The organism is Spirosoma harenae (assembly GCF_054776975.1).
Map to the genome: position 1 here is coordinate 232,308 of NZ_BAAHBD010000009.1, position 23,230 is coordinate 255,537.

Consider the following 23,230-nt stretch of genomic DNA (forward strand, 5'->3'; position numbering starts at 1 on the left):
AGCACTTTCTTATAATAAATTTCACCAATTCCTATTTTTATAAAATTTCATATAAGTATTTCAGCACAAAGCGATATTTATTTATACCTTAATGATCTCATAAAAAAAAGGTTCTTAGAATAACCCCCTTCATCGTGATACAGTTAGGTATTCGCCAACATAGCTATTTCTGTCTGCTTCTTAGCCTTTTTCTAAATTTAGCATGGATAGCGAGGGTCAAAGCCGCGAAGATTGATTCAATTCGGGTTACGGTGACAGAGGGAACGAATATGGCGGCCGACCTTTCGCCGGATAAGAAGTTAATCGCCCTTGATTTACAAGGAACCATTTGGGTTGTATCTGTAACTGGTGGCATAGCCAAACCGATCACCGATCCACTCGGCGATTGCCGCCAGCCCAGTTGGTCGCCCGACGGAACTCAGATTGCATTTCATGCTTTCTGGGATGGTCGATATCATCTCTGGACGGTATCAAAAAACGGAGGAAAACCTCGACAATTGACCACTGGTCTATACGACGACCGTGAACCACACTGGTCTCCTGACGGAAAATCAATCGTGTTTTCTTCGGATCGAAGTGGGAGCTACGACATCTGGCAATTAACGCTGTCAGACAATAAACTAACTCAGTTAACAACTAACTCAGCCAACGATTTCAATCCGGCTTTTTCACCCGATGGCCGTCAGATTGCCTTTATCTCTGATCGGCTCGACGCGCCGGGTGTCTACGTGATCACGCCGGGACAATCCGAAAAAATCGTTTCGGCCTCCAACGATAAATTAGCCAGTCCAGCCTGGAGCCCTGATGGGTCAAAACTGCTTTATAATAACCTTTCCAAATCGCAAAGTGGCTTAACTGCTGTTCCTATAGCAGGAGGAAACGCACAACTATTGACTGAGCCATCAGAAGATGTTTTTCCATTTCGGCTGTCCTGGATTTCTACCGACGAATATATATATACCGCCGATGGTCTTATAAAACGGTGTAAACTAGGCAGTAGATCAGCCGCTACCATTCCATTTCAGGCCATCATTACCCTACCTCGTAATACGTACAAACGCAAAACCTACGATTTCGACACTAAAAAACCACAACCCGTTCTAGGTATCAAAGGACCAACGATTTCACCCGATGGCCGTCAGATTGCCTTTGCGGCATTAGGCGATATTTGGATCTTAACCAAAGGCAATAAGCACCCCAAAGCGCTTACCAACGGCCCCTTCGTTGAAGTCGATCCTGCTTGGTCACCTGATGGCACAAAATTGACCTACGTTTCAGACCGAAACGGTACGATGGATGTCTGGATTCATGATATGAAAACGAGCCAGGAAAAGTGTCTAGTCGATATGGCTGACGATTTACACTTTCCTACCTGGTCGCCTGACGGCAGTAAGATCGCCTTTTACCAGAGCGATCCACGCAACGCCTGGGGACGAAGTACACTCTATACGGCTGATGTAACATATACAGCTGACGTTAATACGCCCAAAACACAAAAAATTCACGAGTCAGTTTTTGTACCCAGTCAGCCGAGTTGGTCCCCCGACGGCAAAACCCTTGCCTTATCAGCGCTGCACCCCTACTCATCTCGGTACCGTGAGGGAGTTAGTGAGGTACTCTTAATTTCATTTGACGGAAAAAACGATCGATACGTATCACCTGCGCCCGGCCATAGTTTGGCAACGCGTAGTAAAAATGGGCCTGTTTGGTCGCCCGATGGCACACAGATGGCCTACATTCTGGACGGCCTACTCTGGACTACAACCGTTACGGCTGATGGAACTCCCAGCGGCCAACCCCGCCAGTTGACTACCGAGCAGGCCGAAGCGCCCACCTGGACGGGTGATTCTAAACATCTACTTTTTCTGGCAACGGATGTCCTAAAAGAAGTGTCGCTGGCCGACGGGAAAATTGAAACAATTCCTATGGAGCTAACCTGGCAACTCCACCAACCCAGCGATCAGACGGTTGTTCATGCCGGGCGATTATTTGATGGTAAAGCCAATACCTATCGCCAGAATGTTGACATTTTAATTGAAGGACATCGCATTAAAGCCATCGTACCCCATCAGACAGGCAGACCAGGGAAGTTGATCGATGCCTCCACGAAAACGGTCATACCGGGCTTGTTTGAAATGCATACTCATCAACATGCCATGACGGGCGAGCGACTGGGCCGATTATGGCTATCCTATGGAATTACCTCCATTCGTGAGCCCGGCGCCGATCCGTACGATGCGCTGGAACGTAAAGAATCCTGGGCCAGTGGCACCCGCCCAGGTCCACGGCAATTCTTTACAGGTGGCCTTACGGATGGAAATCGTATTTATTACGGCGCGGCTACCAGCATCAACTCCGACGAACAGCTTGATCGTGAACTTAACCGCGCCGTTCGCCTGGGCTACGACCTGATTAAAACCTACGTCAGGATGCCTGATGCGATGCAACAACGCATAACGACTTTCGCCCATGCACACGGCTTACCCGTATCCTCGCACGAGATTTTCCCGGCTATGCGCTATGATGTTGATGCCGTTGAACACATTGGCGGCACCAGTCGACGAGGGTATTCGCCCAAAATCACGGCGATGAATCGAAGCTATCAGGATGTTATTCAACTCCTGGCCAAGTCAGGCATGAACATCACGCCAACAGCTTCCTTACAAGGTGGTTTTTTTGTGCTGGCCTCAAAAGATCCAAATCTCACCGAAAACTTGCAGTACAAGACCTTTTTCACGGAGGATTTCAGGAATTCGCTTCAGGCTGGAGCCGCTCAGATCACGAAAATAAATCCCGGATACCTGACCAACTTCGGCAATTTGCAACAAGGCATCAAGAAACTAATCGCTGCCGGTGCTCACGTAACGACGGGAACCGATAGTCCTTTTGTACCCTATGGCTTAAGCCTACACACGGAACTGCAATGCTTCGTCGACGCTGGTTTAACCCCCTATGAAGCTTTACGCTCGGCTACGCTCTGGGCCGCCGAAACGGTCGGCGTCAGCAAAGACCTAGGCTCAATAGAACCCGGAAAGCTAGCAGATATCGTCATTGTAAATGGTGATCCACTAAATAAGATACAAGACGCCCTCAAAGTTGAACAAGTCATCCGGAACGGCGAAATTTTCCATATCGATAATCTGCTCAAACACCCTTGACGATCAATCGGTTGATGATATTTAGTTTATGACATTCAATATTTTTTTCAGATTTTTCTTAGGCTAGGCTTGCAAAAAGAAACTTGAATCCCCATATTTGCAGTCCCAAACAACGGGCAAGGGAGTTTAGCTCAGCTGGTTCAGAGCATCTGCCTTACAAGCAGAGGGTCGGCGGTTCGAACCCGTCAACTCCCACCATTGAAAATCAAGCACTTAGCAGATAATGTTAAGTGCTTTTTTTGTTCCGACTAACACGTTTACTAACACAATTGCATAAGTACCTCTGAGAAATTGTATGTTCCAATCTTCTATACCCTCCATTCTATTAATAATATATATTGAATAGAAAAAATTATATGTTACCTAAAAGGATGGATTACTGGTTTAATAGCAAAGTTGCTATCTAATATAAGCATTAAATATATATAAGCTAATTCCCAGATGTCTCGCTTGAAGGATGAAATCCAGAGTAAGATTGTAGTTCCTCGATATGGAGAAGACATGGGCTTTAAGCCTGCTCCTGGCCGTTCCGCTCGCATGAAGCGCGTCAAGGCAACCAAATCAAAGCCCGAGCTAAAGCTAAGACAAGCGATTTGGAACGTAGGCCTCCGGTATCGTAAGAATTATAAGAACTTACCAGGCTCACCAGACATTGTAATTATCAAATACAAGCTTATTGTATTTGTTGACGGTGACTTCTGGCATGGCCATGATTGGGATGTAAAAAAACTTAGACTAAAACATAACGTAGGATACTGGATACCAAAGATTGAGCGCAACATTCAGCGGGACAGAGAGACTAACGAGGCCCTTACCTCGTTGGGATGGCTAGTCTTAAGGTTCTGGGAGCATCAGGTCAACCAGCATCTAGGCACATGCTTGAAAGAGATCTTAGCCAGCGTTGATGAAAGGTTTTTTGAGTTGAAATTGCCTGATATATAGCTCAAGACATGCAGGTATTACCCATTTTAAAATGCAGGGCTTAGTTTTTAGTATTAAATGCAGTAACCACAGTGGCAATGGATGCCATTATTGTAGTGACCTTATTGTAAGTATCAAATTGGTCAGGCTTGAGTTGTCTTTTTAAATTATCCAACTCATACAATACCTTTTGAATATTTGCTTCATTCAAAGCATCCATGACGGAAAAGCCACTGAAGAAATTTATGAGCTTCAACCTTCAAAATGAGAGCAGGACCAATTCTAGCAAGATTGTAGTTGTCGATTAAACCACGGTCTCCAAAGTCCTCAAGAATAATATCAATTGTATCCTCATCTATTGCAGTAGAGTTTATCAGGCCATTCCAATCAAATGGAGTCATCTGGCCGGGGTGTACATTGTCACAGAGCCATTGAAGAGTGTCATCTTGCATCTGTGAGGTAATAAGCGGAAGCATAATATTGGGCTTTGAATAGCGCTTAAATGTGGTTCAACTGGTCAATTTTCGCAAATTTAGAAAGTCATAGACTTGTCAGTTAGCTTAAGCTTTCAAATACATTGATTCTGAAGTCAAGGTGGGCGTAGCCATGCAAAATAGATTGTTTGTAGTAGGCTATAGACTTAAAAATGTCTTCGAACGCTCTAATTGCTGAATAGCTAATATTGTGAACTAAGAATATGGCGGTGGCCTGTGTTATCTCGATATGAGGGTCATCTGGCGCTGGATAAGTTGAGTGAAACTGAATTTCCGGCCTTGGAATGAAAAGCGTATCTGAGATAGAGCTATAATGAGTTGTAAAGTCATTCTTGAGAATGTAAGATTTACCTAGCTCACTAAATAGCTTATCATCGAAAATAGCTTGAAAGCTTTGTACACAAGGCTTTCCTTCAAATGGTCTCTTGTTAAGTATAGTCTGTATCTGCTCTTGCTGAGCATGTGTTAACTTTTGCCTTTTGACCCTTCATAAATATTGACTGTATTGCCAATTCTACACACAAACATAAAAGAAGGCATAAAGCCACTTGTCAGGAAGCCGTACAACAACAATTAATAACAATTTTATTCCGACTTTACAGAGTGCGTCACATTTTATAGAAAATGACCGAATTAATACCGCTCATCAAAATATTCTTCATCGTCAATGAATGTTCGCCTGGTTTGGCCACGAAACTCTATATTGCAATATAGATGGCTTTTTTTGTAAGCTTCAAGTTTACTTACGGCCTCAATCTCAATCTCTTCTTCAGCATACCCGTAAGTTGTTCCTGAGAAGGTGTCTTCACCTGGCTCACGGATTACTTTAATATAAAAGACCCTTGGTTCAGAAGACATCATTAGGTTGTTTATTAATTAAATTGGGGCTGGTTTGCAATTAAGTGCTCAATATAAACCATTGAGTACAAATCTTTATATATGCGATGAATGAATGGACTATTGATGAAGCTAGAAAGGAGTTACGGCACATTCGTAAACAAGATGCGAAAGGCACAATAAGCTATAGTTTAATTGACCTTGAACGGCTCATAAGCGATCCCAGATTCCCGAAAAGGACGAATGACGATTATATAGAGAAGCTACGGGCTTTAGCATCGCCGAAGCGCCTATAGTTACGAATTTTAGATGGTTACAGCTATCCGAAAAGAAATCATAATGCTGTAACAGCATTATACTTATAATAATTTATATTAACGCAATTTTAAAAGAGTAACAAAAATATAATGGTACTCCACGACTCGATAAACGGGCAGGCTACAACCGGCTATACCCCTACATTAATTCAACCAAAACTCAAATTTATTGACTTATTCGCCGGCCTTGGTGGCTTCCATAAATCCTTGTCAGAGCTAGGGCACGAATGCGTATTTGCTAGCGAGATAGATGTAAGCCTACAAAAGTTATACGAGCGAAATTGGGGCATCCTGCCCCAGGGAGACATTCGCCGTATCGTAGACCACTACATTGACCAAATCCCTCCTCACGATATACTTTGCGCTGGGTTTCCCTGTCAGCCATTCTCCAAAGCGGGTAAGCAAGAAGGCACGGATGACAAAGAAAGAGGGACATTGTTTGACGAGATCATTAAGATCCTAAAGCATCGAGAACCTAAGTACTTTATCTTAGAGAACGTAGCTTACTTAGCCAAGCATAAGAATGAGGAGACCTGGTCTAAGATGAAAAAGCAATTGGAGGGAGCGGGCTATACTGTTGATCAATGTATCTACTCTCCACATCAATTTGGAATCCCTCAGCACCGTCAACGCATCTTTATTGTTGGGTGCCGCGCAGGATTATCCCACTTTACTTGGTATAATACGACTCATTCTCTACTGAATGTTCCTGAATTTCTAGATAAAAATCCAATCATAAAGCGTGAATTACCCAAAGCAGAGATAGCCTGTCTAGAGTTGTGGCAAGAGTTTATTCAGGCCATTCCAGCTGAAAATCGCATAATTGGCGCTCCAATATGGGCAATGGAATTTGGGGCTACTTACCCCTTTGAGGGACGAGCTCCAGCAAACTTTTCTAAGAAGACGCTCAGTCAGTATAAAGGCTCTTTTGGCAAGAGCTTAGCGGACATGCCAAAGAAAATGCAGCTAAGAAATCTCCCTAACTATGCACGAGATCGAGAGGAGTTTCCTAATTGGAAGAAAAGCTACATTCATCAAAGCAGAGAATTTTATAAGCGCAATCAACCCCATATTGAGCAGATCGTACAGCGAATTGCCCGATATGAATCGCAAAGTTGGCAAAAGCTAGAATGGAACGTTGGAGAAGTTGCAGAGCGTGACATTTTTAAATACATCATTCAGTTTAGAGCGTCTGGCATACGTGTGAAAAAAGCTGACTTTTTCCCGTCGCTCGTATGCTCAAATACCCAAGTCCCAATTCTTGGCTGGGAGCGACGATATATAACTCGTGAAGAGGGGGCAAAGCTTCAGGCGTTAGAAGGAATAAAGTTGCCCGAATACGATACCACTTGTTTTAAAGCATTGGGTAATGCTGTAAATGCTCATATTGTTAAAGTGATTGCTGAAAGCTTGATCCATGGCAAGCAATACCATCAATCTCCAAGTCGGCTAAATCGTTCGAGCCTTAAAAGTGTCGTCAGCAGCAGTCAATTAGAGCTAGCTTTCGGGTAATGAGTACTACGCAGGAAAAGATTAGCATTCGCCCAGGAGTGGCTATGCTTGGCATTCTAAAGCACATCGAATACGATCATTGGTATGCTATTGCCGAATTTGTCGATAATGCTATTGACAGTTACTTAAAAAACGTGTCGGCTCTAAAAGATATAGAAGGTGACAGCTATCGCCTGGAAGTAGCTATTGAAGTGGACACGAGCGAGAGTTTTATCCGAATAAGAGATAATGCGGCTGGCATTGATGAAAAAAATTACGCTAGAGCCTTTCGGCCTGCTGAGCGTCCCTTAGATGCATCTGGCCTATCCGAGTTTGGCATGGGCATGAAGTCCGCAGCTTGTTGGTACTCTGATTATTGGACGGTGCGGACAACTGCGATAGGTGAGCCCGTAGAGAAATTGGTGGTATTTGATATGGATAAGATCTTCGAAGATAAGCTAGAAGAGCTTCTTGTTGATACTGAGCCAATCTCTCCATCAAAGCATTACACCGTCATTGAGTTATTGAAAGTCCATCGGATGCCACAAAAGAAGACTATTGCTAAAATTAAAAGCCACCTAGCAAGTATTTATCGAGACTTTATTCGTAGCAATAGCTTAAGACTGTCGCTTAATGGTGAGCAACTTACTTATGATGAGCCAAAGATCTTAGAAGCCCCCTCATATGACAACTTAACAGGCCCTTCAGTAATCTGGAAGCATGACGTTCACTTTCCAATCGATGATGCTTTGAGCGTCCATGGGTTTGTCGCCATTCGTGAAAAAGGATCAACCTCAGAAGCTGGCCTTGCTTTGTTTCGTCGCGGCCGAGTCATTCAAGGCAGCTTTGATGAGACATTCCGTCCACCACAAATCTTCAAGAACCCAAATAGCTTTCGCTATCAGCGGGTTTTTGGTGAACTGCACTTAAATGGATTTGAAGTAAGCTTTAGTAAGCGTGGCTTTCAAGCAGATGAGAACATGCAAATCTTCCTAGACTTGTTAGAAGATGACCTGGCTCCTCTACTTGAGCAAGCTGACCATTATCGAGTAAAAGCTTCTGAGACCGACTATAAAAATACCTCAGCAGTAGTTGTAAAAAATACTGTAGCTCAACTAGAACAAAACGCCCAAGAGATTCTCACTACTATACGTAGCTTGCCTGCTTTAGATCTTGATTTGAACCAGCCCTTAAGTTCAACAGAAAAAGCCAGCAATCAACTGTTTAAAGTCGAGTTTAACGACTCCACTTGGGAAATCTTAATCGAGATGTCGTTTGACCCCTCAATTAAAAATTTCTACGAGATTGGAGATCATTTAATCCCTCAGTACTTACTTGATCGGCAAAAAGATGTCCGTCAAGTTGGCATTCGCTTGTCCTTAACTCATCCATTTATGGAGTACTACGCAGGAATCGATAAGTCGCGCATGGAGCCGATCCTTAAGATTATTGCGGCTTTAGGATTAGCTGAGACGGTAGCTAAAAGCGTTCACAGCACTGGACAAGGGGAAATTCGTCGAAATTTTAATGCTTTAATCTCTAACCTTTTGACCAAACAATAATCCACAAGCCATGAGTGAGCAAATCCGAGTTATTCAACCTTCCACCATATTTTCTACTTGGGAGCCAATAAATATGGGCAATGAAGTTTTATCCCTTTTACAAGCAAAAGATCGCCATAACAACTTAATTGATCCGGAGGGTAGGCCAACTAACGCAGGCCTACAGATCATTAACGAAACAACTTCAATCCTAGAGCTATGTGGTGACCCAGAAACAGAGGTCTTTCGGGAGACAGGATTGGTCATTGGCTACGTTCAGAGCGGAAAGACTCTGTCATTCACGACGCTAACGGCCATGGCACGGGACAACGATTATAAATTGATTATCATTATCGCAGGCACGTCTAAACCACTTAGTCAGCAAACAACCGACCGATTGCAACAGGACTTACGGCTACCGAGAAGTGATCGGCGTTGGATGCTCATTGCCAACCCTAAAGGTACCGACCAGCGCAATAGCATAAAGGCAGTGCTAGATCAGTGGACAGACCCTTATTTTCCTCGCAATGAGTGCCAAACGATAATTATTACGGTGATGAAAAATGGAAGTCACTTGAGAAACTTAGACGCTCTGCTTCAAACCTTTAACCTCAATGGTGTCTCCACATTAATTATTGATGATGAAGGCGACCAAGCCAGTTTAAACACGAATGCGAAGCGAGCAGCTGATGAAGGAAGGCCGCTAACGGACGTCGAAGCAAGCACAATATACCGTCGAATTACAGACATTCGCTCCCGGCTTCCGCATCACACATTTCTACAATATACCGCTACTCCACAAGCCCCGCTCTTTATAAATATTCTTGACCGGCTTTCGCCAAACTTTATCAAACTCTTAACTCCAGGAGAGAGCTACACGGGAGGCCGGACTTTCTTCATTGAGCGGCCAGAATTAGTCAGGCCAATACCTACTCATGACTTAGATAGCGATGATAACCACCTCACTGCTATTCCTCAGTCACTGCTGGAAGCTCTGCGTATCTTTTATTTGGGCGTAGCCGCTGGATTTTACAATGGGGAAGCAAGCGGATCGAATCGAACAATGATGATTCACCCATCTCGGACGACTGGTGAGCACCGGGATTACCAAAATTGGGTAAATAATACTGTCAACAGTTGGATACGCTTATTGGATGAGCCTGAAGGGAACCAGGATAAGGAAGAGTTCTTATTAGTGATGGAGCGATCGCATGCCGAGCTTAGCTTGACCGTGCCCGGCCTACCGTCTTTCGCAGAACTTCAATCAAGCCACGTCCTGAATAGAGCGTTGCGATACACACAGCGTATTGTGGTCAATGCGAGAGCGGGACGAACGCCCGAAATCCCTTGGACGACTAACTATTCCTTTATCCTGATTGGTGGCCAGGCGCTTGATAGAGGCTTCACGGTAGAAGGGCTTACCGTCACATACATGCCCCGTGACATTGGGACGGGGAATGTAGACACCGTCTTACAACGGGCACGATTCTTCGGCTACAAGGGCAACTACTTAGGGTATTGCCGACTGTTCTTGCCAAATAGCGTCATTCACGCTTACCGTGATATCATACGGCATGAAGAGGACGTGCGTAATCGATTAGCAGAATATAATATTAATAACCTTCATTTAGATAATTGGAACCGACAGGCCGTCCTTAATTCCATGTTAAGTTTGACGCGAAGAAACGTCTTATATGACGAAGTCGTCAGAAGCATTATCAGAGGTAATCAGTGGACCGATATTAAGTCACCACAAGATACAGAAGAGCTAATTGGTGAAAACTTAGAAGTATTAATGACATTTGTTACTGAGCATCAGAGTTTGTTTATGCTCGATCCAGGCGATCCTCGGCGTACTGAAGAGCAAAAGAATTTGTTAGCAAAAATTGCCGTAAGAGATATATTAGACAATTTACTTAATAAGCTAAAATTCACTCGAGCAACGGACTCGAATAACTTCACATTAATTCGCAGCGTGTTGACTGACCGTGCAGATGCATTGCCTGAGCTTACTTGCAACCTATACTTAATGTCGGTCACTGACATTCAGCATTGGTCGCCAAGTATCCGGGGGATTGATGGAAGGGGGCAGATAAGTCAGTTGTTTCAGGGCTCTAACGTTAATACAGGCTATCCAGGCGCACGTAATATTATGGTTCCAGGCGAGATTAATGTTCAGGTTCATTTATTAAACATTCGTGATATGCTGGGGGTGGCTTATCGTCGCGTCCCAACCTTAGCGCTCAGTTTACCAAGTAGTCTAGAGAGTCACACGGTGCTTCAGCCAACGAATAGTAATGAATTTATACGACCTATTTAATACCATTGCTAGCCCTGATGGGGAGAATATGTATAATGCTGAGCCAGTTACTCCTTATTCACCCCATCGACTGGCTAAGACACAGGATTCCTATCCAGCTTTATTAATTCGAACGGAGCATAACTTTAGTCAGAAGCCACGGCTTAAGCTTCAGAATTTGAAAGTGCTTACAGACATTAAATGTCAAGTTAATACAGGGCTAGAGAGTTATGATGAGCTATTTACGGTCATAATATTTACTAGCTCTGATCCTGAGCTACAAAAATATTTCTTACGAATTACTGAAACTTTGATTGATGCCTTACCAGCGTTGCCAACCGAACAACATGTTTTAGAGATCTTGTTTCGATATACAGAAGTCTTTAAGTTATTAACCGAAGTTGCTCGGAAACCTGCACTGGGTCTATGGGCGGAATTGTTTGTTATTGCCGAAAGTGATATGCCAGCTTTCTTAGTTGAAAGCTGGCATACAAATCCGACGGACACATTCGACTTTCAGTGGGGAAATAATCGCCTTGAGGTCAAAGCAACAGTTCAGGATCGACGTATACATACTTTTTCAATGGAGCAACTTAACCCAGGTGAAGGTATTCAGGTAAAAGTGGCATCTATTATGACAAAGCAGACATCAACTGGCATTACGATTCTTGCTCTTGTTGACATGATTAAAGGCCAGTTAACTAACAGCCAATTACTAGAAAAGCTATTAATTCAAATCGCCAGAACGCTGGGTAAAGATTATAAGGAAGCAACTCGGCTAACCTTCAGCGATGACTTGGCTAAGGAATCTATTCGCTTTTTTGACAGCTTACAAATACCAAGGATTAGTCGAAATGATGTGCCTATAGGAGTTACGAACGTAAAGTTTCAGGTACAGTTGTAAGCCAATCAAAAAACCGACTGACGCCTACACAAACTAAAACCATTCTTGTCAATAGATGCATCGGAGTAAAAGGATTTGAGAATATTCCTCCCGTTAGTTTGCTAAAGCATTGATTTTTTATTTGTTACATAGCAATATAGCTCAAAACAATACTCAACAGTGGCCCCTAAACCTGACGAGAGATATATTGGCTTAGTTAAGTGGTTTCGTGATGAAGTACGGGATGCTAATTATGGGTTCGTCCATCATATTGAGCTTGGCGACTTATTTTTTCATGAGCGCAGTATAGAAAAAGGGCAGGTACTTAGCGCATTCACCGAGAACAAGGCTGTGACGTTTGCTATACATCCTTCCAGAAAGCATGTCGATAAATACGAAGCAGTAGGGGTTCGGCTACTCATAACCGAGCAAGACCATTCTTTCCTGCTACAGAATTTTCTGAGCAATGTTAAATCCCGTGGGGTGTATAGTGATTATCCCGTACTACAAAAAGCTTTACGCGAACGGATCATCACGTTGTTTAATTCGAACGCAGATGCCAGTAACAGAGAGACTTTATTTAGTCAATATCTTTCGTTCCTTGTAAAGAACGCTTCTCAAGAAAATCCTAATGGTACAAAAGCATTTTTAGAAGCAATGCTCAAGATCGGCAAGGATCTTTTTGAGCAATATTATTCTGCCATTACAGTTGAGCTATATACATTAATTTCAGAAGAGATAATATACGATCTATGGCTAAGCAGCTATCTTCCTAACTGCCCAATTGATCATGCTTCATTACTGATCATTCAAACCGGTAAGGCCCAGCGAAGGGTAATTTTAGATAAATGTACTGTTGAAGAAAGAAGCAATATCCTGTTCAAGGTCGCTCTTCATTACGAGCAACACCCATCCGAATGCAATCTAGAGAGTTGCTGTGCTCTTTTAGCGCTAACGCGGGAGTTCATGCCTGATAAGATAAAAGCGGTGTTTGAGGTTCTAGAGACGGCAGTAAGCCAGGAAGTGCATTGCGGAATCTGGCTAGAAGAGTTTACGGACAAATGCCCTATCTCTTATTTAATTGCTGTATTGCTGCATAAGGATAAAGCAAACCAGGACAAAATTCTACGGCGATGCACTGAGTTGGAATGCCTAGAAATATTAACGTCAGTAGCCAAGAATATTATTGATCAACAAGCTTGGAATCGAGGGGAGCATATAAAGTTGCTGGATCTAATAAAGGAATATATTTCAGGACATTATGATGGTATCATTGACATGATCACTGTCAGTCTACCTCCTTATCACAAGCTTGACCTGTGGCTGAAGGATTATTATGTCACTCTGGACTTCGATCAATACAAGCCTTATGTTTTTACGTTATCAGTAAACGACCAAAAAAGATTTGTAAAAAAAACTCTTCACTACAAAGCCGAAGGTCATGTAAAATTAACGGCGGAAGACTTACTATCATTGAACGTAATTGATTACGACACCAGTAAAGCGGCTGAAAAGATTGATGGCCAACATTTAGACTATTCCACAAGTATTATCCTCAATACAACCTCAGCGCTACTTCGACAGGTCAACTTCGATACAAGGTCATCTATTAAGGAAGAGGAGCGTAAATTATATAATATCATATTATCTCAATTGCGAGACCCAAACGATATTCTCGAAGTGACGGGGTATTTTGACAAATGTGAGGGGCGATGCTCAGTACGTAAGCATGTTCATCAGGACGACAAAGGCGAGATCGTGTCCGTTGAGCGGGAGTATGTCCGTTATAAAGTACCTGACCGTCATTTGGTTTGTGATGGTCGAAAAGCTGTCAATTTAGAGACGGGCGAAGCAGTACTCGATGAATCGACTAACGAAGAGTTCTGGTGGTGTGCTAATCAGAAGTGCTTTCAAGCATCGAGGCAGTTACATAAAGCGGATGAGTGGGAGAAATACACACTTATTGACATGCTTGCCATACTCGGCATCAATTACCGACCAAAAGAGCTTGAGACATACCTAAGCTTGATTAATAAAATTAACCGTTTCCTTAAGCATATGCGATGTCGAGGTTGTGAGCAGATCCTAAGGCCTATCAGACAATCTAATTATGCTTTCTACGGTGTTAATGATTTTCATTGCACGAATGAGGCCTGCTCAAGACATGGTGAGACTATTTATCTTACGCATTGTCTGAATGGGAAATGCGAGCAAGTGGTTGACAGTCGAGATTGTGTAAAATGTCGACCAGCGGAATATGACTCGGATCGGTGCGGCTGGTATGTCTGTAATTATTGCTACTCCTGTTGTTCGGATGATGTTATTGACAGGCGTAAGTACATTTTGCAGAAGACCGGACAGGAATATAGATGCCACCATCAAGGACATAGGGGGCGCTACATATGCTGTAATAAATGTGGCTTACCCATGCAGACCGATACATTCGATGAGGCTGAATACTCTAAAGCCTTAAACTGGTTTATTGCACAGGCCCAACTTAAGACTTCAAAATTTGTGATAAGTAGTGGTCAAAACAAAGCAGGCAAGTGGTGGTTCAGATTTTCTAGAGGGGAATTATCTCAATCTGAATTTAAAAAAAAATTGTTTAAGCTAGAGCGGTTAGGATTTAACATTCCGAACATTGCTGAAGAGCGTTTAGTACAGCTAGTGGCTGAGCCGTACAAAGTAAGACGCCAGGGGAGTGAGATACTCTTCTGCGAGACTTGTAACACAAAAGTGGATCTATCAGAAGATTTTGAGCGAACTGCAGCTATTAAGTATTTTCATAGCACTTACTTTTCAGATAGAGGTCAAACAGCTTATAAAGACTAAATCAGTAAATATCACCAACGCAGGTTTTCGGCAACTTGCTTTTTACACTGTATGTTGTCCACTTTCAATTGACGATATACAGGGGTGGGTTAACTACAATCAACCTGTGATTAGAAATTGAGGCCGGGGTGGGTTTCCCCACTAGTTGATGCCAAGTCAAAAGTAAAGCCCTAACCCCGATCTCTCTGTTTAACTGGATTTATATAAGATAAGACTTGCCATACAGAAAGGCTAATAAAAAGTATTTGGTAAATATATCTGACAAAAGCGCCCCTAGAGAGTTGTTTTAGTAAATAAGAAAGAGCAAGTTTTATAGCAACTTTATTTTTCACGCCCCTCAACCGCCACCCAATTTTGTCTATAACGAATGGCCTGCTAAGTTCTTACCTTCTAAGCGCTTGATCTCAGCATCAATAATCTCCCGTTCTAGCCGTAACTTGGCTAACCTAGTTCGCTCATAATCAGCATGGAAGTAGTCAATCGCTTTCTCAATGACCACTGCTTGACTTAACCCTAATTTCTCACTTAGATTCCCAATTTGCAATAAAGTGGAGAAGGGGACTCGTGGTGAAATTTTTCGTTTCATATCAATTAATGAATAAAGTATAGTTTTGGTTACGCCACTCAAACGCCAGTCCTTTTTCAGTCAGTAGTTCCATGCAAAGACTGTGCAAGTAGTAAAACAATGAAACCAATTAACTTTTCCTTGAAAATCAACAAGTTACCCATAAATGTCAGTAATTTCCAATGTTTGAATTAAAAGTCTATATATTCACCTAACATAGAAAACAACAAAAAATAGAGCTTATTGGCGTAAAATGGCTAGTGAGGGAGAAAAAGTAGGCTGAAAGGATTAAACCTTTTCTCTTGAACCATTGCGTACAGTTATCAGGTGTTCAAGGTTAAAATTTTATTTCCCTATTAGCGAAGAATTTACAATTCTCAGCCAGTTTTTCCCTTTGAGGTGGCTAAACCTAATTGATTGAAAGGCGGCTGGGTTCGTTGCCAATTGAAATAACTTGCTGCCGTTTGTTGCTTAATTGTATGTGAAGGATCCGGTAGTTTTGACTGATACCGCTCAGTTGGGTAATCCTCCAAATATTGGGGCAATTTCAGTAGTACCTCACTTTGAGTAGGGTTAGGGCCATTCTTTATCTTCATTGGGGTAGTTAGGCGTTCATCTATATTTGCAGCTACTCTACCGGTAGGCTCTATACGACCATTCGTTTCATTCTTGCTTCTGCCGTTTTTGCCGGGAGATTGACTTTTCGGTTTCGAAATTGGGACTCGTGCAATCGCTCCTGCTGGCAGTTCATAAGGGGTTATTTCTTTCCAGTTTATACCCGCGTCTCGGCATCGACTGAAGAAGGTTTTTAACTGTACTTCTTTGTAACTCCGCAGACAATGACTGTACTGACGGTCACAATTTGCGGGGTTGTATTCAGGATTAAATTGACTAATTACATGAAAGTATTCCCGCCCACCTTCCCCAAAGCTACTGGCCAAATCACAACCGATAGCGTACCAATAGTTGTACCCAGAAGTAATGTCAATGCTTCGGCGCCTAATCTCTCTAATGCAGGATTCAACCCGTTCTCGTTCAGTATTCGCATTATTACTTGGTGCAAAGTCTCGAGTAGAGCCAGGCCTGGGTTCGTCATATATGTCAAAGAGCATTACCTTTTCGGCAAAGTAAGCGTCAGGATCATAGGAGTAGCCGCGTAGACTAGCCACATTACGGGGTTTGTTATCGATAATAATGCCGTAGTAGGCAAACACTCGTTTAAGTGCATCAAAGTGCTTGTTATGCCACTCAGGGTAAGCAATGGGTACCAGGCCCCAATACCCTGTGCCAGATACCGATAATCCGCAGTAGGCAACAAAGGGTAACTTGGCTATTTGTGTCTTCAGGTCGGCATAATTGCGGATACGAGGATTATCTTTCAGGTCAATATCGAACTGAAGCACACCACTGTGGTGCACTAAATCCGACGCCTGTCGGTAGATGAATACTCCGCTGGGTGTAATAGCTGGCAAGGTCGCTTTGACCTCATCTCGTTTGAACTTGTCCGTCAACTGACGAATCAGTTCAACCTTCTCCCTGTATTTGCTATTGGTCAGCCAAGTATAGAGATTAACAGGCTTGGGATTGCCAGCTGTATTGTAATTGGCAAAGCACGATACCTCAACATTTAGCACTTCTTTAGCCAGAATGTATGTAGCCATAATTGTGTTAGTGGCAAGGTGGTAAAAATAGGTGGTAACCTGTATTGCCACCTGTTTTGGTTGGTGGCAATGGCAAAGACCATATAGGGGGTCTGCCACCTGCCACCAATAATTTTCACTTAAGTGGTTCAAAGCGGTAGTACTCGTTTTTGCCTTCACTATAGCCGTAAAGTCGTGCTAATCGCCCAGCGTTGTCAAACATTTCAGGTTGCTGATCTATTAATTCCTTCAGTCGGTTACGTATCGTTCGATCACTAGCATTGAACTCTTTCATTAGTACCATGACTACCTCCCCCTTTTGTACAGGGCCTTCACTCAGTAGGCTTTCCAGCCGCTCGGCTATATCTTCGACAGCCGCTTTGTGCGTGCGGTAGTTGTTGTGAGTTATTACTGCATCACTGCTAGCTAGTACCAATCCGTTTGCCTCATCACTAAATTGCAGAAATACCGGTTCAGGGCGCTTACTTCGACGCAGTTTGAGATACTTCAGTTTGATGAGTTCTGAATCTTCCCCTTTCTCCGTTTTCTCAATGCCAATTTGTAGGACTGTGCTGGCTTTATTAACGGCTTCTGTACCCGTATGCCCTCTTGCCTTATCGGTTCCTGGATTTTGGTGAATGACCAGCAGAAATGTGGCGTTGTGACGATCGCAGAGGTTACCTAGAAAATCAAACAATCGCATGGACTCTTTAGGATCGTTAAAATCGCCAATGGCATCAGTCACTACATCGATCAGCACAAACAGGTGCAGATTGGTTTGATCTCGGGCGTGGCCAATAAAAGCTTCTATTGCATCAAATCGGCGGGACCGGTCAACGCTTTTAACAGAAGTGAATCGAAAGTTAGCGGGCTTATCTTCGAGTTTGTAGCCTGCCTTTGACTTAATCCCCTGAATGGCATAAGGCAACTCTTCAGTTAGATTCCGCTCTGTATCAATATAGCAGACGCAGAAACGTTCTAGCATTGCCCGTTTAAACCCTAAGAACTTTGAATCGTCGTCGTTACCGGTCGTTAGCATTAACGCTGCTAGTTGTTCAGCTAGTCGAGACTTATGCGAGCCAAAAGCGCCCTGCACAATACTAATGGTACCCCGTCCAATAATGCCGATTTCCTCACGGGTAATCAGGGGCGAACTCCAGACCACGGCTTTGGTCGCTAGATCAGCTACAGATTCTTCTATGTCCATCATAACTTCCAATGCCTGATGGCGAAATGCTTCCAATTGTTGTTCTTTAGATTGCTGTTTCAGTTGCTGGCTATTAGTCGTCCGTTGGTGACTATCAGCAATGGTTGATTGTCGATGTTGTTCTGGATCAAAAGATCCATCAGGAATATCTACGACAATATAATCTGTATCTTTGTCGTGTTCTTGGCTCATACTAGTAAGTTTTCAACCGCCTTCGGTTCGCTCCCGTTGGCGGTTTCCTTTTGAGATAATCAAGCAAGTTGAGAGGGGAACTCCTCCTGAAACCAATCATAGAACTCCTGGAAATTCGAGACAACAACGCAAAAGGCTCCCGCTTTTTTGAGCTCAGAAATAGCATCTTGCTGTTCTAGTGACAGACGATCTTTGCCAAATTTGACTTCAATAAATACAGACAGCCCATTAATTACTCCCATAATGTCTGGTAACCCACTTCGCTGCTTTGAAGGAATGAATTTTTGCAGATCTGCACGGAATGTTCCTGTACTGGCAAGCCTGGTGGCGAAATAGCCAGAATATTTGAGATAGTCTATGATGGCCGTAGTTAAGTCATTGGCCGACTTATCGCTATATCGAGACTTAACCAATGCGAACTGGGGAACATTTGCATATTTCTTGGCCTTAGCTTCATTGGCTAACCGATTGAGATGTTTAAGCGCAGGTGTCATGGCTCGATAGGAGTTTTAGCCCAAGCCACAAATTTTTCCTCATCAATAAGTAGTCGTTTAGACTTTCCACGAATTACTACGCCCTCGGGCATTTCTTTCAATTTCCCATAGAATGTTGACCGAGGCCAGCCGGTCATTTCCATAATTTTTTTGGGAGTTGTAATACGCCGGTCTGTACCTGACGAAATAGGCTCAGTTGTTCTATTCCGTAGAAATAGCAATATCTCTAATGCTAAGCCCTCTAGATTAGAAAGTCGATTGTTTATCGACTGAAATGGATTTTCCATATGTCCTAGTCATTTTTTGAACAGGACAAATATTATATGAGCTTGAAGTGTGCACCTGGGGTGCAGGTGGGGTGCTAATTTTCAACTAATAATTTCTTTCTTAAAGTACCTATCTCTGAATCAGCCTGTTGTCTCTGTATTTCAGTGAGAAAAGGTTGCACTTTTTCAATGTCCTTGATAAGGTATTTTGTTTTAGATTTTGAGCCGTTCGGGTATGATATACGTTTAGCGGGTGTACAGAAAGGGAGATAGTCATTATATTCTGGCTGGCTTCTTTTAAGCATATCACCTCCTGTATAAAAATACTTTAAAATCTTTTGTCGCTTAGTTAAACTTGACTCTTTATTAGAAGGCGGTATAATTGATTCTGATTTTTTACTTGAAAATAGTGTAGCTGGCTCTGAATCCTCATTTGAAAGCGGTATGGTTGAGCCTAATTCATAATCAAATACCCTAGAAGTTAGATTAGCTAGCTGTTTTAGGTACACTTTCAAGTCATAAATAATACCAGGAATCGCCATACCTATTTCTTGTAATTCACCATCGATTTGATATGTATGGTCAACAATGTCTAGTGAATTAATCATATCCTTATAGCCACTAGCACCAAATTTATGTTTACGATTCTTCCAGCGTCTATCAAACTTATTAACCTGCTTACTCATCTCTTTATAGAAATTATCTAGTCTCAGCAGGTATTCTTGACGACTAGCATCTACATTTGGCGCATTAATGGAATTAGTTTCTACTTCTTCGATTAACTCTGGAATTTCACGATTATATTCCAATCTTCTATCTGAAGTTGCAATCCTAATTGACTTCAAATCATCAGATTTATACTTCCAAAAAAACTTTCGCTGTTCATATGTTGGCGGGCCACTATCCTCACCTTTATACTCTTGATAGAAGGCATCAAAATCAAAATATTGATGAAGTCTTTCTGGAAAAGAAAGCAGTTCGATCCACTTATTAAAGTGCATTTTAACTTTATTTAATTTTTTGATTTCTATATTGGGCATATTAAATAAGGGAATTGTAGGCATCATCAATAATGTCTGATGAAAAGGAGTCTAGATAAATGGCGGTAACAGCCTCGGTTTTATGGCCCATTGCCTGACCAATTATCGCTGCCGCTACTCCTGATTGTTTTAGGCTGGTTGCGAAGCTATGTCTAGCAACGTAGGTAGTTAATGGGGCACTAATTCTAAGTCTTTCACCAATAATTTTCAGGTTTTTGTTAACCTGCCCTAACACCTTATGAAGCCGGTTATTTATCTGCGTTTCAATCTTATGTTGATCGGAGTTTAAAATCGGGAAAATGTAGCTATCCGGACCAATATAGGTTTCAGGTCGATATTGCTCAATAATATCTATTGCCGTTGGCAAGAGTTTTAGAGAAAATCGCCCACGCGTTTTCTGCCTGATATAACTTAAACGAATGTTGCCCTCAGCATCAGTAGAGAGGTTACGCCAACGAAGCTTTGCTAAGTCAACAAAATTTATTCCACCAACATAGAAACTGAATAGGAAGACGTTTTTTGCAAACGTTAAACCTTGTATTTCAGTGGCATTTTTGATTTTAGCAACTGCACCTGGGTTTCGTATTCCTTTAAAGTCCTCGATGGCATAAATGGCAGTAGGTGTATAATTTTCAACCTTTCGTACCTCTTCACGACTAATTGCCCGTTTTTGAGTCGAGGTATCAAACTTGCCTATACTAAATTTATGTTTATCGGCAACGGTACGTGCAAAAGGATAAGAGTCAGGTTTAGCAAAACCATTGGCAATTGCCCGATTTAATACTGCTCGCAGAGTTCTAAATCGATTGCTTAGAGTATTGTCCGCAGCTCCACCCGCCCGTAATGTATTTTCCCATTCACTACAGAACGAAACATTTACTTTATCGAATGGTATATCCTGGGTATTATATTCGTCTTTTATAAATTTAGCTAACTGATTTCGAAGATCTTTATAAACAATGCTATTGCCTGTTTTTCGGGCGATCACTAGTCCATGGACAATGGTATCAATATAAGCTAGCAACGTAGTCTTTCGGGTCTGTTTGCGACTTTCTACTGCTTTACTAGCAACAGTAGCCGCATCATGTTGTTCATCAGTTTCAGCAAGGCTTTTGGCTGCCGTTTCATAGCGTTCGACTAACTCATTCAACCGGCTCTGCAAATCCCTTTTTAGGTGATCAGGATAGTTACGCCGAATAGACTGCTTACTCTCATCCCAGTATTTAGGGGCAAGTGTTAGACCTGTCGCTATGTACTTACGCTTGCGCTGTTTAGTAATACAAATAAAGAAAGGGCAAGTACCGTCCTTCTGCAAGTCATAAGTGCGATAGACGATACGAACGCTGGCGCGTGCTTCTTTATGATCAGTTGATTGTGCCATTGTGGTTGTAGGCAGACTATGTAGGCAGTGGGTTGTCTCTTCCTAACACGTTTACTAACACAAATCTAGCACAATAACTATAAACAACAAGAATCAATAAGACAAACACCATTTTTAAATATCTATATATTAGACATTTAAATAAAAACAGTTAATAACGGGTACTTTATAACCTATGCCTTACAAGCAGAGGGTCGGCGGTTCGAACCCGTCAACTCCCACTACTGGAAATCAAGCACTTAGCAGATAATGTTAAGTGCTTTTTTGATTTCAGGTACAACACTAGGTACAACAATTATAGAAGAGGTTGAGACGATTATAGAGCTTTTCAAGCCACAAGAATAACTAAATCTGAATGTGTACTAAGGTAATGTGGTTTTTAAACCGTAAGAACAACCCAAACAGGTTGTTCTTACGGGAAATAAGATTTAGTGATCTCTATCAGCTCGCCTACCTGGCTCAAAATGCACTGTAGACATAGTAAGTAAAATAGAACTACCTAAAAACAAGATATCTTTAAGGTAAACTATGTTAAATAAGACTATACGTCTTAAAATAGGAATGAATCCTAGCGTGTATTGTTGCAGCAAGAAAAAAAGCCCTGACACAAGAACAAAGGTGTTAATGCGTCGTAATACTTTGATTAAGTTCATGAATTGTCATTATCAGTTTTGTTGTTTGCTTGATTCAACAATTTAACAATTTCTGTCGGTTCTATATTCATTTTTTCGAGCCTTTTTCTTAAATCTTTTCTAAGTTTTCTATCTTCATTTTTCTCCATAAAATCACTTAGACGCTTCAAAAAGCCCTGAGTCTTAATATCTATCTGACCGGTCAATTTAGACTTAAAAACGAAATCGGCGCCAATTACGAAAGATAAGACTAAAGCCATTGTGACGATTGCCACAACAGAGGTAGTTATAAATTCTACTGTTCCAGGAGACTGGACATTAACACGTATATCAAAATCGTCCGGATCAATAACCAAATTTTCAGTTTCGCCAAACTCTTCTGTTAATTTAAAAAGATCGCTCCAGGCTAAATAAAAATCATTAAATTTTATAGGCTCCTGTGTTCGAACATTTATTGCTAAATGTCCTTGATTCTCCTTTAAAAACAAGGGATATAACTCTCTGTCAATAAAGCCCTCGCTGTAAGCATCAACTTTTGTTAATGCTCTATGTACAAATCTAATTCTATAAAATTGTGGGTCCAACATAATTAGCCGAACGTCCTTTTTAAGCCAATTGACTTTCCTGCGTTTTAGAAAAGGGCATGGATTTTCAACATTCGAATTTTTAGTGCCAGTATATGGTCTTTCATCTTCCACTTCTCCAAATGACAGTAAGTCAGAGTTCACACTTGGAATAATAACAATATCACCTTTGGCAATACCGTAAGTGAAATCGAGTAGTTGATTGCCTATATACCTTGGTTTCTTATGCTCTTTATAGTGATCGCGAATAATAACTGCCAATGCGTTCTGACTTTTCGGCTGTGAATTTGCGTAGGCAATTTCTTCGGTTTTGACCTCGTCATAACCAATTGCCACAAAGTTGTTGACTAGAAAGTGTACGTCGTCAAATGAAAGTGGACAAAAGGGGTGAAAAGGGGAAGAGACAATTTCCTAAATTGTTTCACTCAAACCAACTTGGTTATGTCCAATTCAGCC

Annotated in this window: 17 protein-coding genes and 1 tRNA gene; 8 read left to right on the plus strand and 10 right to left on the minus strand. The window is 42.0% G+C overall.

The window, feature by feature from the left end:
* Positions 1-134 precede the first annotated feature (134 nt).
* From ACYVE4_RS13865 to ACYVE4_RS13875, 3 genes are all read left to right on the plus strand, one after another.
* Positions 135-3,158, plus strand: a complete 3,024-nt coding sequence (locus ACYVE4_RS13865; protein ID WP_461040671.1) for an amidohydrolase family protein — start codon at positions 135-137, stop codon at positions 3,156-3,158.
* 120 nt (positions 3,159-3,278) lie between these two features.
* Positions 3,279-3,356: transfer RNA gene (locus ACYVE4_RS13870), tRNA-Val, on the plus strand.
* A gap of 243 nt (positions 3,357-3,599) precedes the next feature.
* Positions 3,600-4,100 carry a very short patch repair endonuclease gene (locus tag ACYVE4_RS13875; protein WP_461040673.1) on the plus strand — a complete coding sequence of 167 codons (501 nt, stop codon included), beginning with the start codon at positions 3,600-3,602 and terminating at the stop codon, positions 4,098-4,100.
* Positions 4,101-4,282: 182 nt separating this feature from the next.
* On the opposite strand, the gene ACYVE4_RS13880 is transcribed toward ACYVE4_RS13875, so the two are convergent.
* Together ACYVE4_RS13880 and ACYVE4_RS13885 are read right to left on the minus strand one after the other, a co-directional pair.
* Positions 4,283-4,555, minus strand: coding sequence for a hypothetical protein (locus ACYVE4_RS13880; protein WP_461040675.1), 273 nt, complete (start codon positions 4,553-4,555; stop codon positions 4,283-4,285).
* A gap of 651 nt (positions 4,556-5,206) precedes the next feature.
* Positions 5,207-5,434 carry a hypothetical protein gene (locus ACYVE4_RS13885; protein WP_461040677.1) on the minus strand — a complete coding sequence of 76 codons (228 nt, stop codon included), beginning with the start codon at positions 5,432-5,434 and terminating at the stop codon, positions 5,207-5,209.
* 383 nt (positions 5,435-5,817) lie between these two features.
* Here ACYVE4_RS13885 and ACYVE4_RS13890 point away from each other — a divergent pair, with 383 nt between their 5' ends.
* From ACYVE4_RS13890 to ACYVE4_RS13910, 5 genes are all read left to right on the plus strand, one after another.
* The gene (locus ACYVE4_RS13890) at positions 5,818-7,239 is read left to right on the plus strand and encodes a DNA cytosine methyltransferase (protein ID WP_461040678.1); all 1,422 of its coding nucleotides are present in this window, start codon (positions 5,818-5,820) and stop codon (positions 7,237-7,239) included.
* Entirely contained in the window at positions 7,239-8,780 is a 1,542-nt protein-coding gene (locus ACYVE4_RS13895) for an ATP-binding protein (protein ID WP_461040680.1), read from the plus strand. The genes ACYVE4_RS13890 and ACYVE4_RS13895 overlap by 1 nt, the downstream gene beginning before the upstream one ends.
* Positions 8,781-8,790: 10 nt before the next feature.
* Positions 8,791-11,079, plus strand: a complete 2,289-nt coding sequence (locus ACYVE4_RS13900) for a Z1 domain-containing protein (protein ID WP_461040682.1) — start codon at positions 8,791-8,793, stop codon at positions 11,077-11,079.
* Positions 11,057-11,962, plus strand: coding sequence for a PD-(D/E)XK motif protein (locus ACYVE4_RS13905; RefSeq protein WP_461040683.1), 906 nt, complete (start codon positions 11,057-11,059; stop codon positions 11,960-11,962). Before ACYVE4_RS13900 ends, ACYVE4_RS13905 begins: the two co-directional genes overlap by 23 nt.
* Before the next feature lie 159 nt (positions 11,963-12,121).
* Positions 12,122-14,773 (plus strand): S1 domain-containing protein, encoded by a 2,652-nt coding sequence (locus ACYVE4_RS13910; RefSeq protein WP_461040684.1) that lies wholly within the window; start codon positions 12,122-12,124, stop codon positions 14,771-14,773.
* 358 nt (positions 14,774-15,131) lie between these two features.
* Here the strand turns inward: ACYVE4_RS13910 and ACYVE4_RS13915 are convergent, their stop codons facing one another.
* The 8 genes from ACYVE4_RS13915 to ACYVE4_RS13950 form a co-directional block, all read right to left on the minus strand.
* On the minus strand, positions 15,132-15,359 hold the full coding sequence (locus ACYVE4_RS13915) for a hypothetical protein (protein ID WP_461040685.1): 228 nt from the start codon (positions 15,357-15,359) through the stop codon (positions 15,132-15,134).
* Positions 15,360-15,715: 356 nt separating this feature from the next.
* Positions 15,716-16,999 carry a BT4734/BF3469 family protein gene (locus ACYVE4_RS13920; protein WP_461040686.1) on the minus strand — a complete coding sequence of 428 codons (1,284 nt, stop codon included), beginning with the start codon at positions 16,997-16,999 and terminating at the stop codon, positions 15,716-15,718.
* A gap of 115 nt (positions 17,000-17,114) precedes the next feature.
* Positions 17,115-18,377 (minus strand): AAA family ATPase, encoded by a 1,263-nt coding sequence (locus ACYVE4_RS13925; protein ID WP_461040688.1) that lies wholly within the window; start codon positions 18,375-18,377, stop codon positions 17,115-17,117.
* A 59-nt stretch (positions 18,378-18,436) separates the two neighbouring features.
* The gene (locus ACYVE4_RS13930) at positions 18,437-18,871 is read right to left on the minus strand and encodes a VRR-NUC domain-containing protein (protein ID WP_461040690.1); all 435 of its coding nucleotides are present in this window, start codon (positions 18,869-18,871) and stop codon (positions 18,437-18,439) included.
* Positions 18,868-19,158: a hypothetical protein gene (locus ACYVE4_RS13935; RefSeq protein ID WP_461040691.1), complete on the minus strand. Its 291-nt coding sequence runs from the start codon at positions 19,156-19,158 to the stop codon at positions 18,868-18,870. The genes ACYVE4_RS13930 and ACYVE4_RS13935 overlap by 4 nt, the downstream gene beginning before the upstream one ends.
* Before the next feature lie 74 nt (positions 19,159-19,232).
* Positions 19,233-20,177 (minus strand): hypothetical protein, encoded by a 945-nt coding sequence (locus ACYVE4_RS13940; RefSeq protein ID WP_461040693.1) that lies wholly within the window; start codon positions 20,175-20,177, stop codon positions 19,233-19,235.
* Position 20,178: 1 nt separating this feature from the next.
* Positions 20,179-21,558 (minus strand): site-specific integrase, encoded by a 1,380-nt coding sequence (locus ACYVE4_RS13945; RefSeq protein ID WP_461040695.1) that lies wholly within the window; start codon positions 21,556-21,558, stop codon positions 20,179-20,181.
* Between the two features lie 649 nt (positions 21,559-22,207).
* The gene (locus tag ACYVE4_RS13950) at positions 22,208-23,110 is read right to left on the minus strand and encodes a hypothetical protein (protein ID WP_461040696.1); all 903 of its coding nucleotides are present in this window, start codon (positions 23,108-23,110) and stop codon (positions 22,208-22,210) included.
* Positions 23,111-23,230 lie beyond the last annotated feature (120 nt).

Coding starts and splice junctions, on each gene's coding strand:
- ACYVE4_RS13875 (WP_461040673.1), top strand. CDS start 3,600: ATGTCTCGCTTGAAGGATGAAATCCAGAGTAAGATTGTAGTTCCTCGA.
- ACYVE4_RS13880 (WP_461040675.1), bottom strand. CDS start 4,555: ATGCTTCCGCTTATTACCTCACAGATGCAAGATGACACTCTTCAATGG.
- ACYVE4_RS13885 (WP_461040677.1), bottom strand. CDS start 5,434: ATGATGTCTTCTGAACCAAGGGTCTTTTATATTAAAGTAATCCGTGAG.
- ACYVE4_RS13890 (WP_461040678.1), top strand. CDS start 5,818: ATGGTACTCCACGACTCGATAAACGGGCAGGCTACAACCGGCTATACC.
- ACYVE4_RS13895 (WP_461040680.1), top strand. CDS start 7,239: ATGAGTACTACGCAGGAAAAGATTAGCATTCGCCCAGGAGTGGCTATG.
- ACYVE4_RS13900 (WP_461040682.1), top strand. CDS start 8,791: ATGAGTGAGCAAATCCGAGTTATTCAACCTTCCACCATATTTTCTACT.
- ACYVE4_RS13905 (WP_461040683.1), top strand. CDS start 11,057: ATGAATTTATACGACCTATTTAATACCATTGCTAGCCCTGATGGGGAG.
- ACYVE4_RS13915 (WP_461040685.1), bottom strand. CDS start 15,359: ATGAAACGAAAAATTTCACCACGAGTCCCCTTCTCCACTTTATTGCAA.
- ACYVE4_RS13920 (WP_461040686.1), bottom strand. CDS start 16,999: ATGGCTACATACATTCTGGCTAAAGAAGTGCTAAATGTTGAGGTATCG.
- ACYVE4_RS13925 (WP_461040688.1), bottom strand. CDS start 18,377: ATGAGCCAAGAACACGACAAAGATACAGATTATATTGTCGTAGATATT.
- ACYVE4_RS13930 (WP_461040690.1), bottom strand. CDS start 18,871: ATGACACCTGCGCTTAAACATCTCAATCGGTTAGCCAATGAAGCTAAG.
- ACYVE4_RS13935 (WP_461040691.1), bottom strand. CDS start 19,158: ATGGAAAATCCATTTCAGTCGATAAACAATCGACTTTCTAATCTAGAG.
- ACYVE4_RS13940 (WP_461040693.1), bottom strand. CDS start 20,177: ATGCCCAATATAGAAATCAAAAAATTAAATAAAGTTAAAATGCACTTT.
- ACYVE4_RS13945 (WP_461040695.1), bottom strand. CDS start 21,558: ATGGCACAATCAACTGATCATAAAGAAGCACGCGCCAGCGTTCGTATC.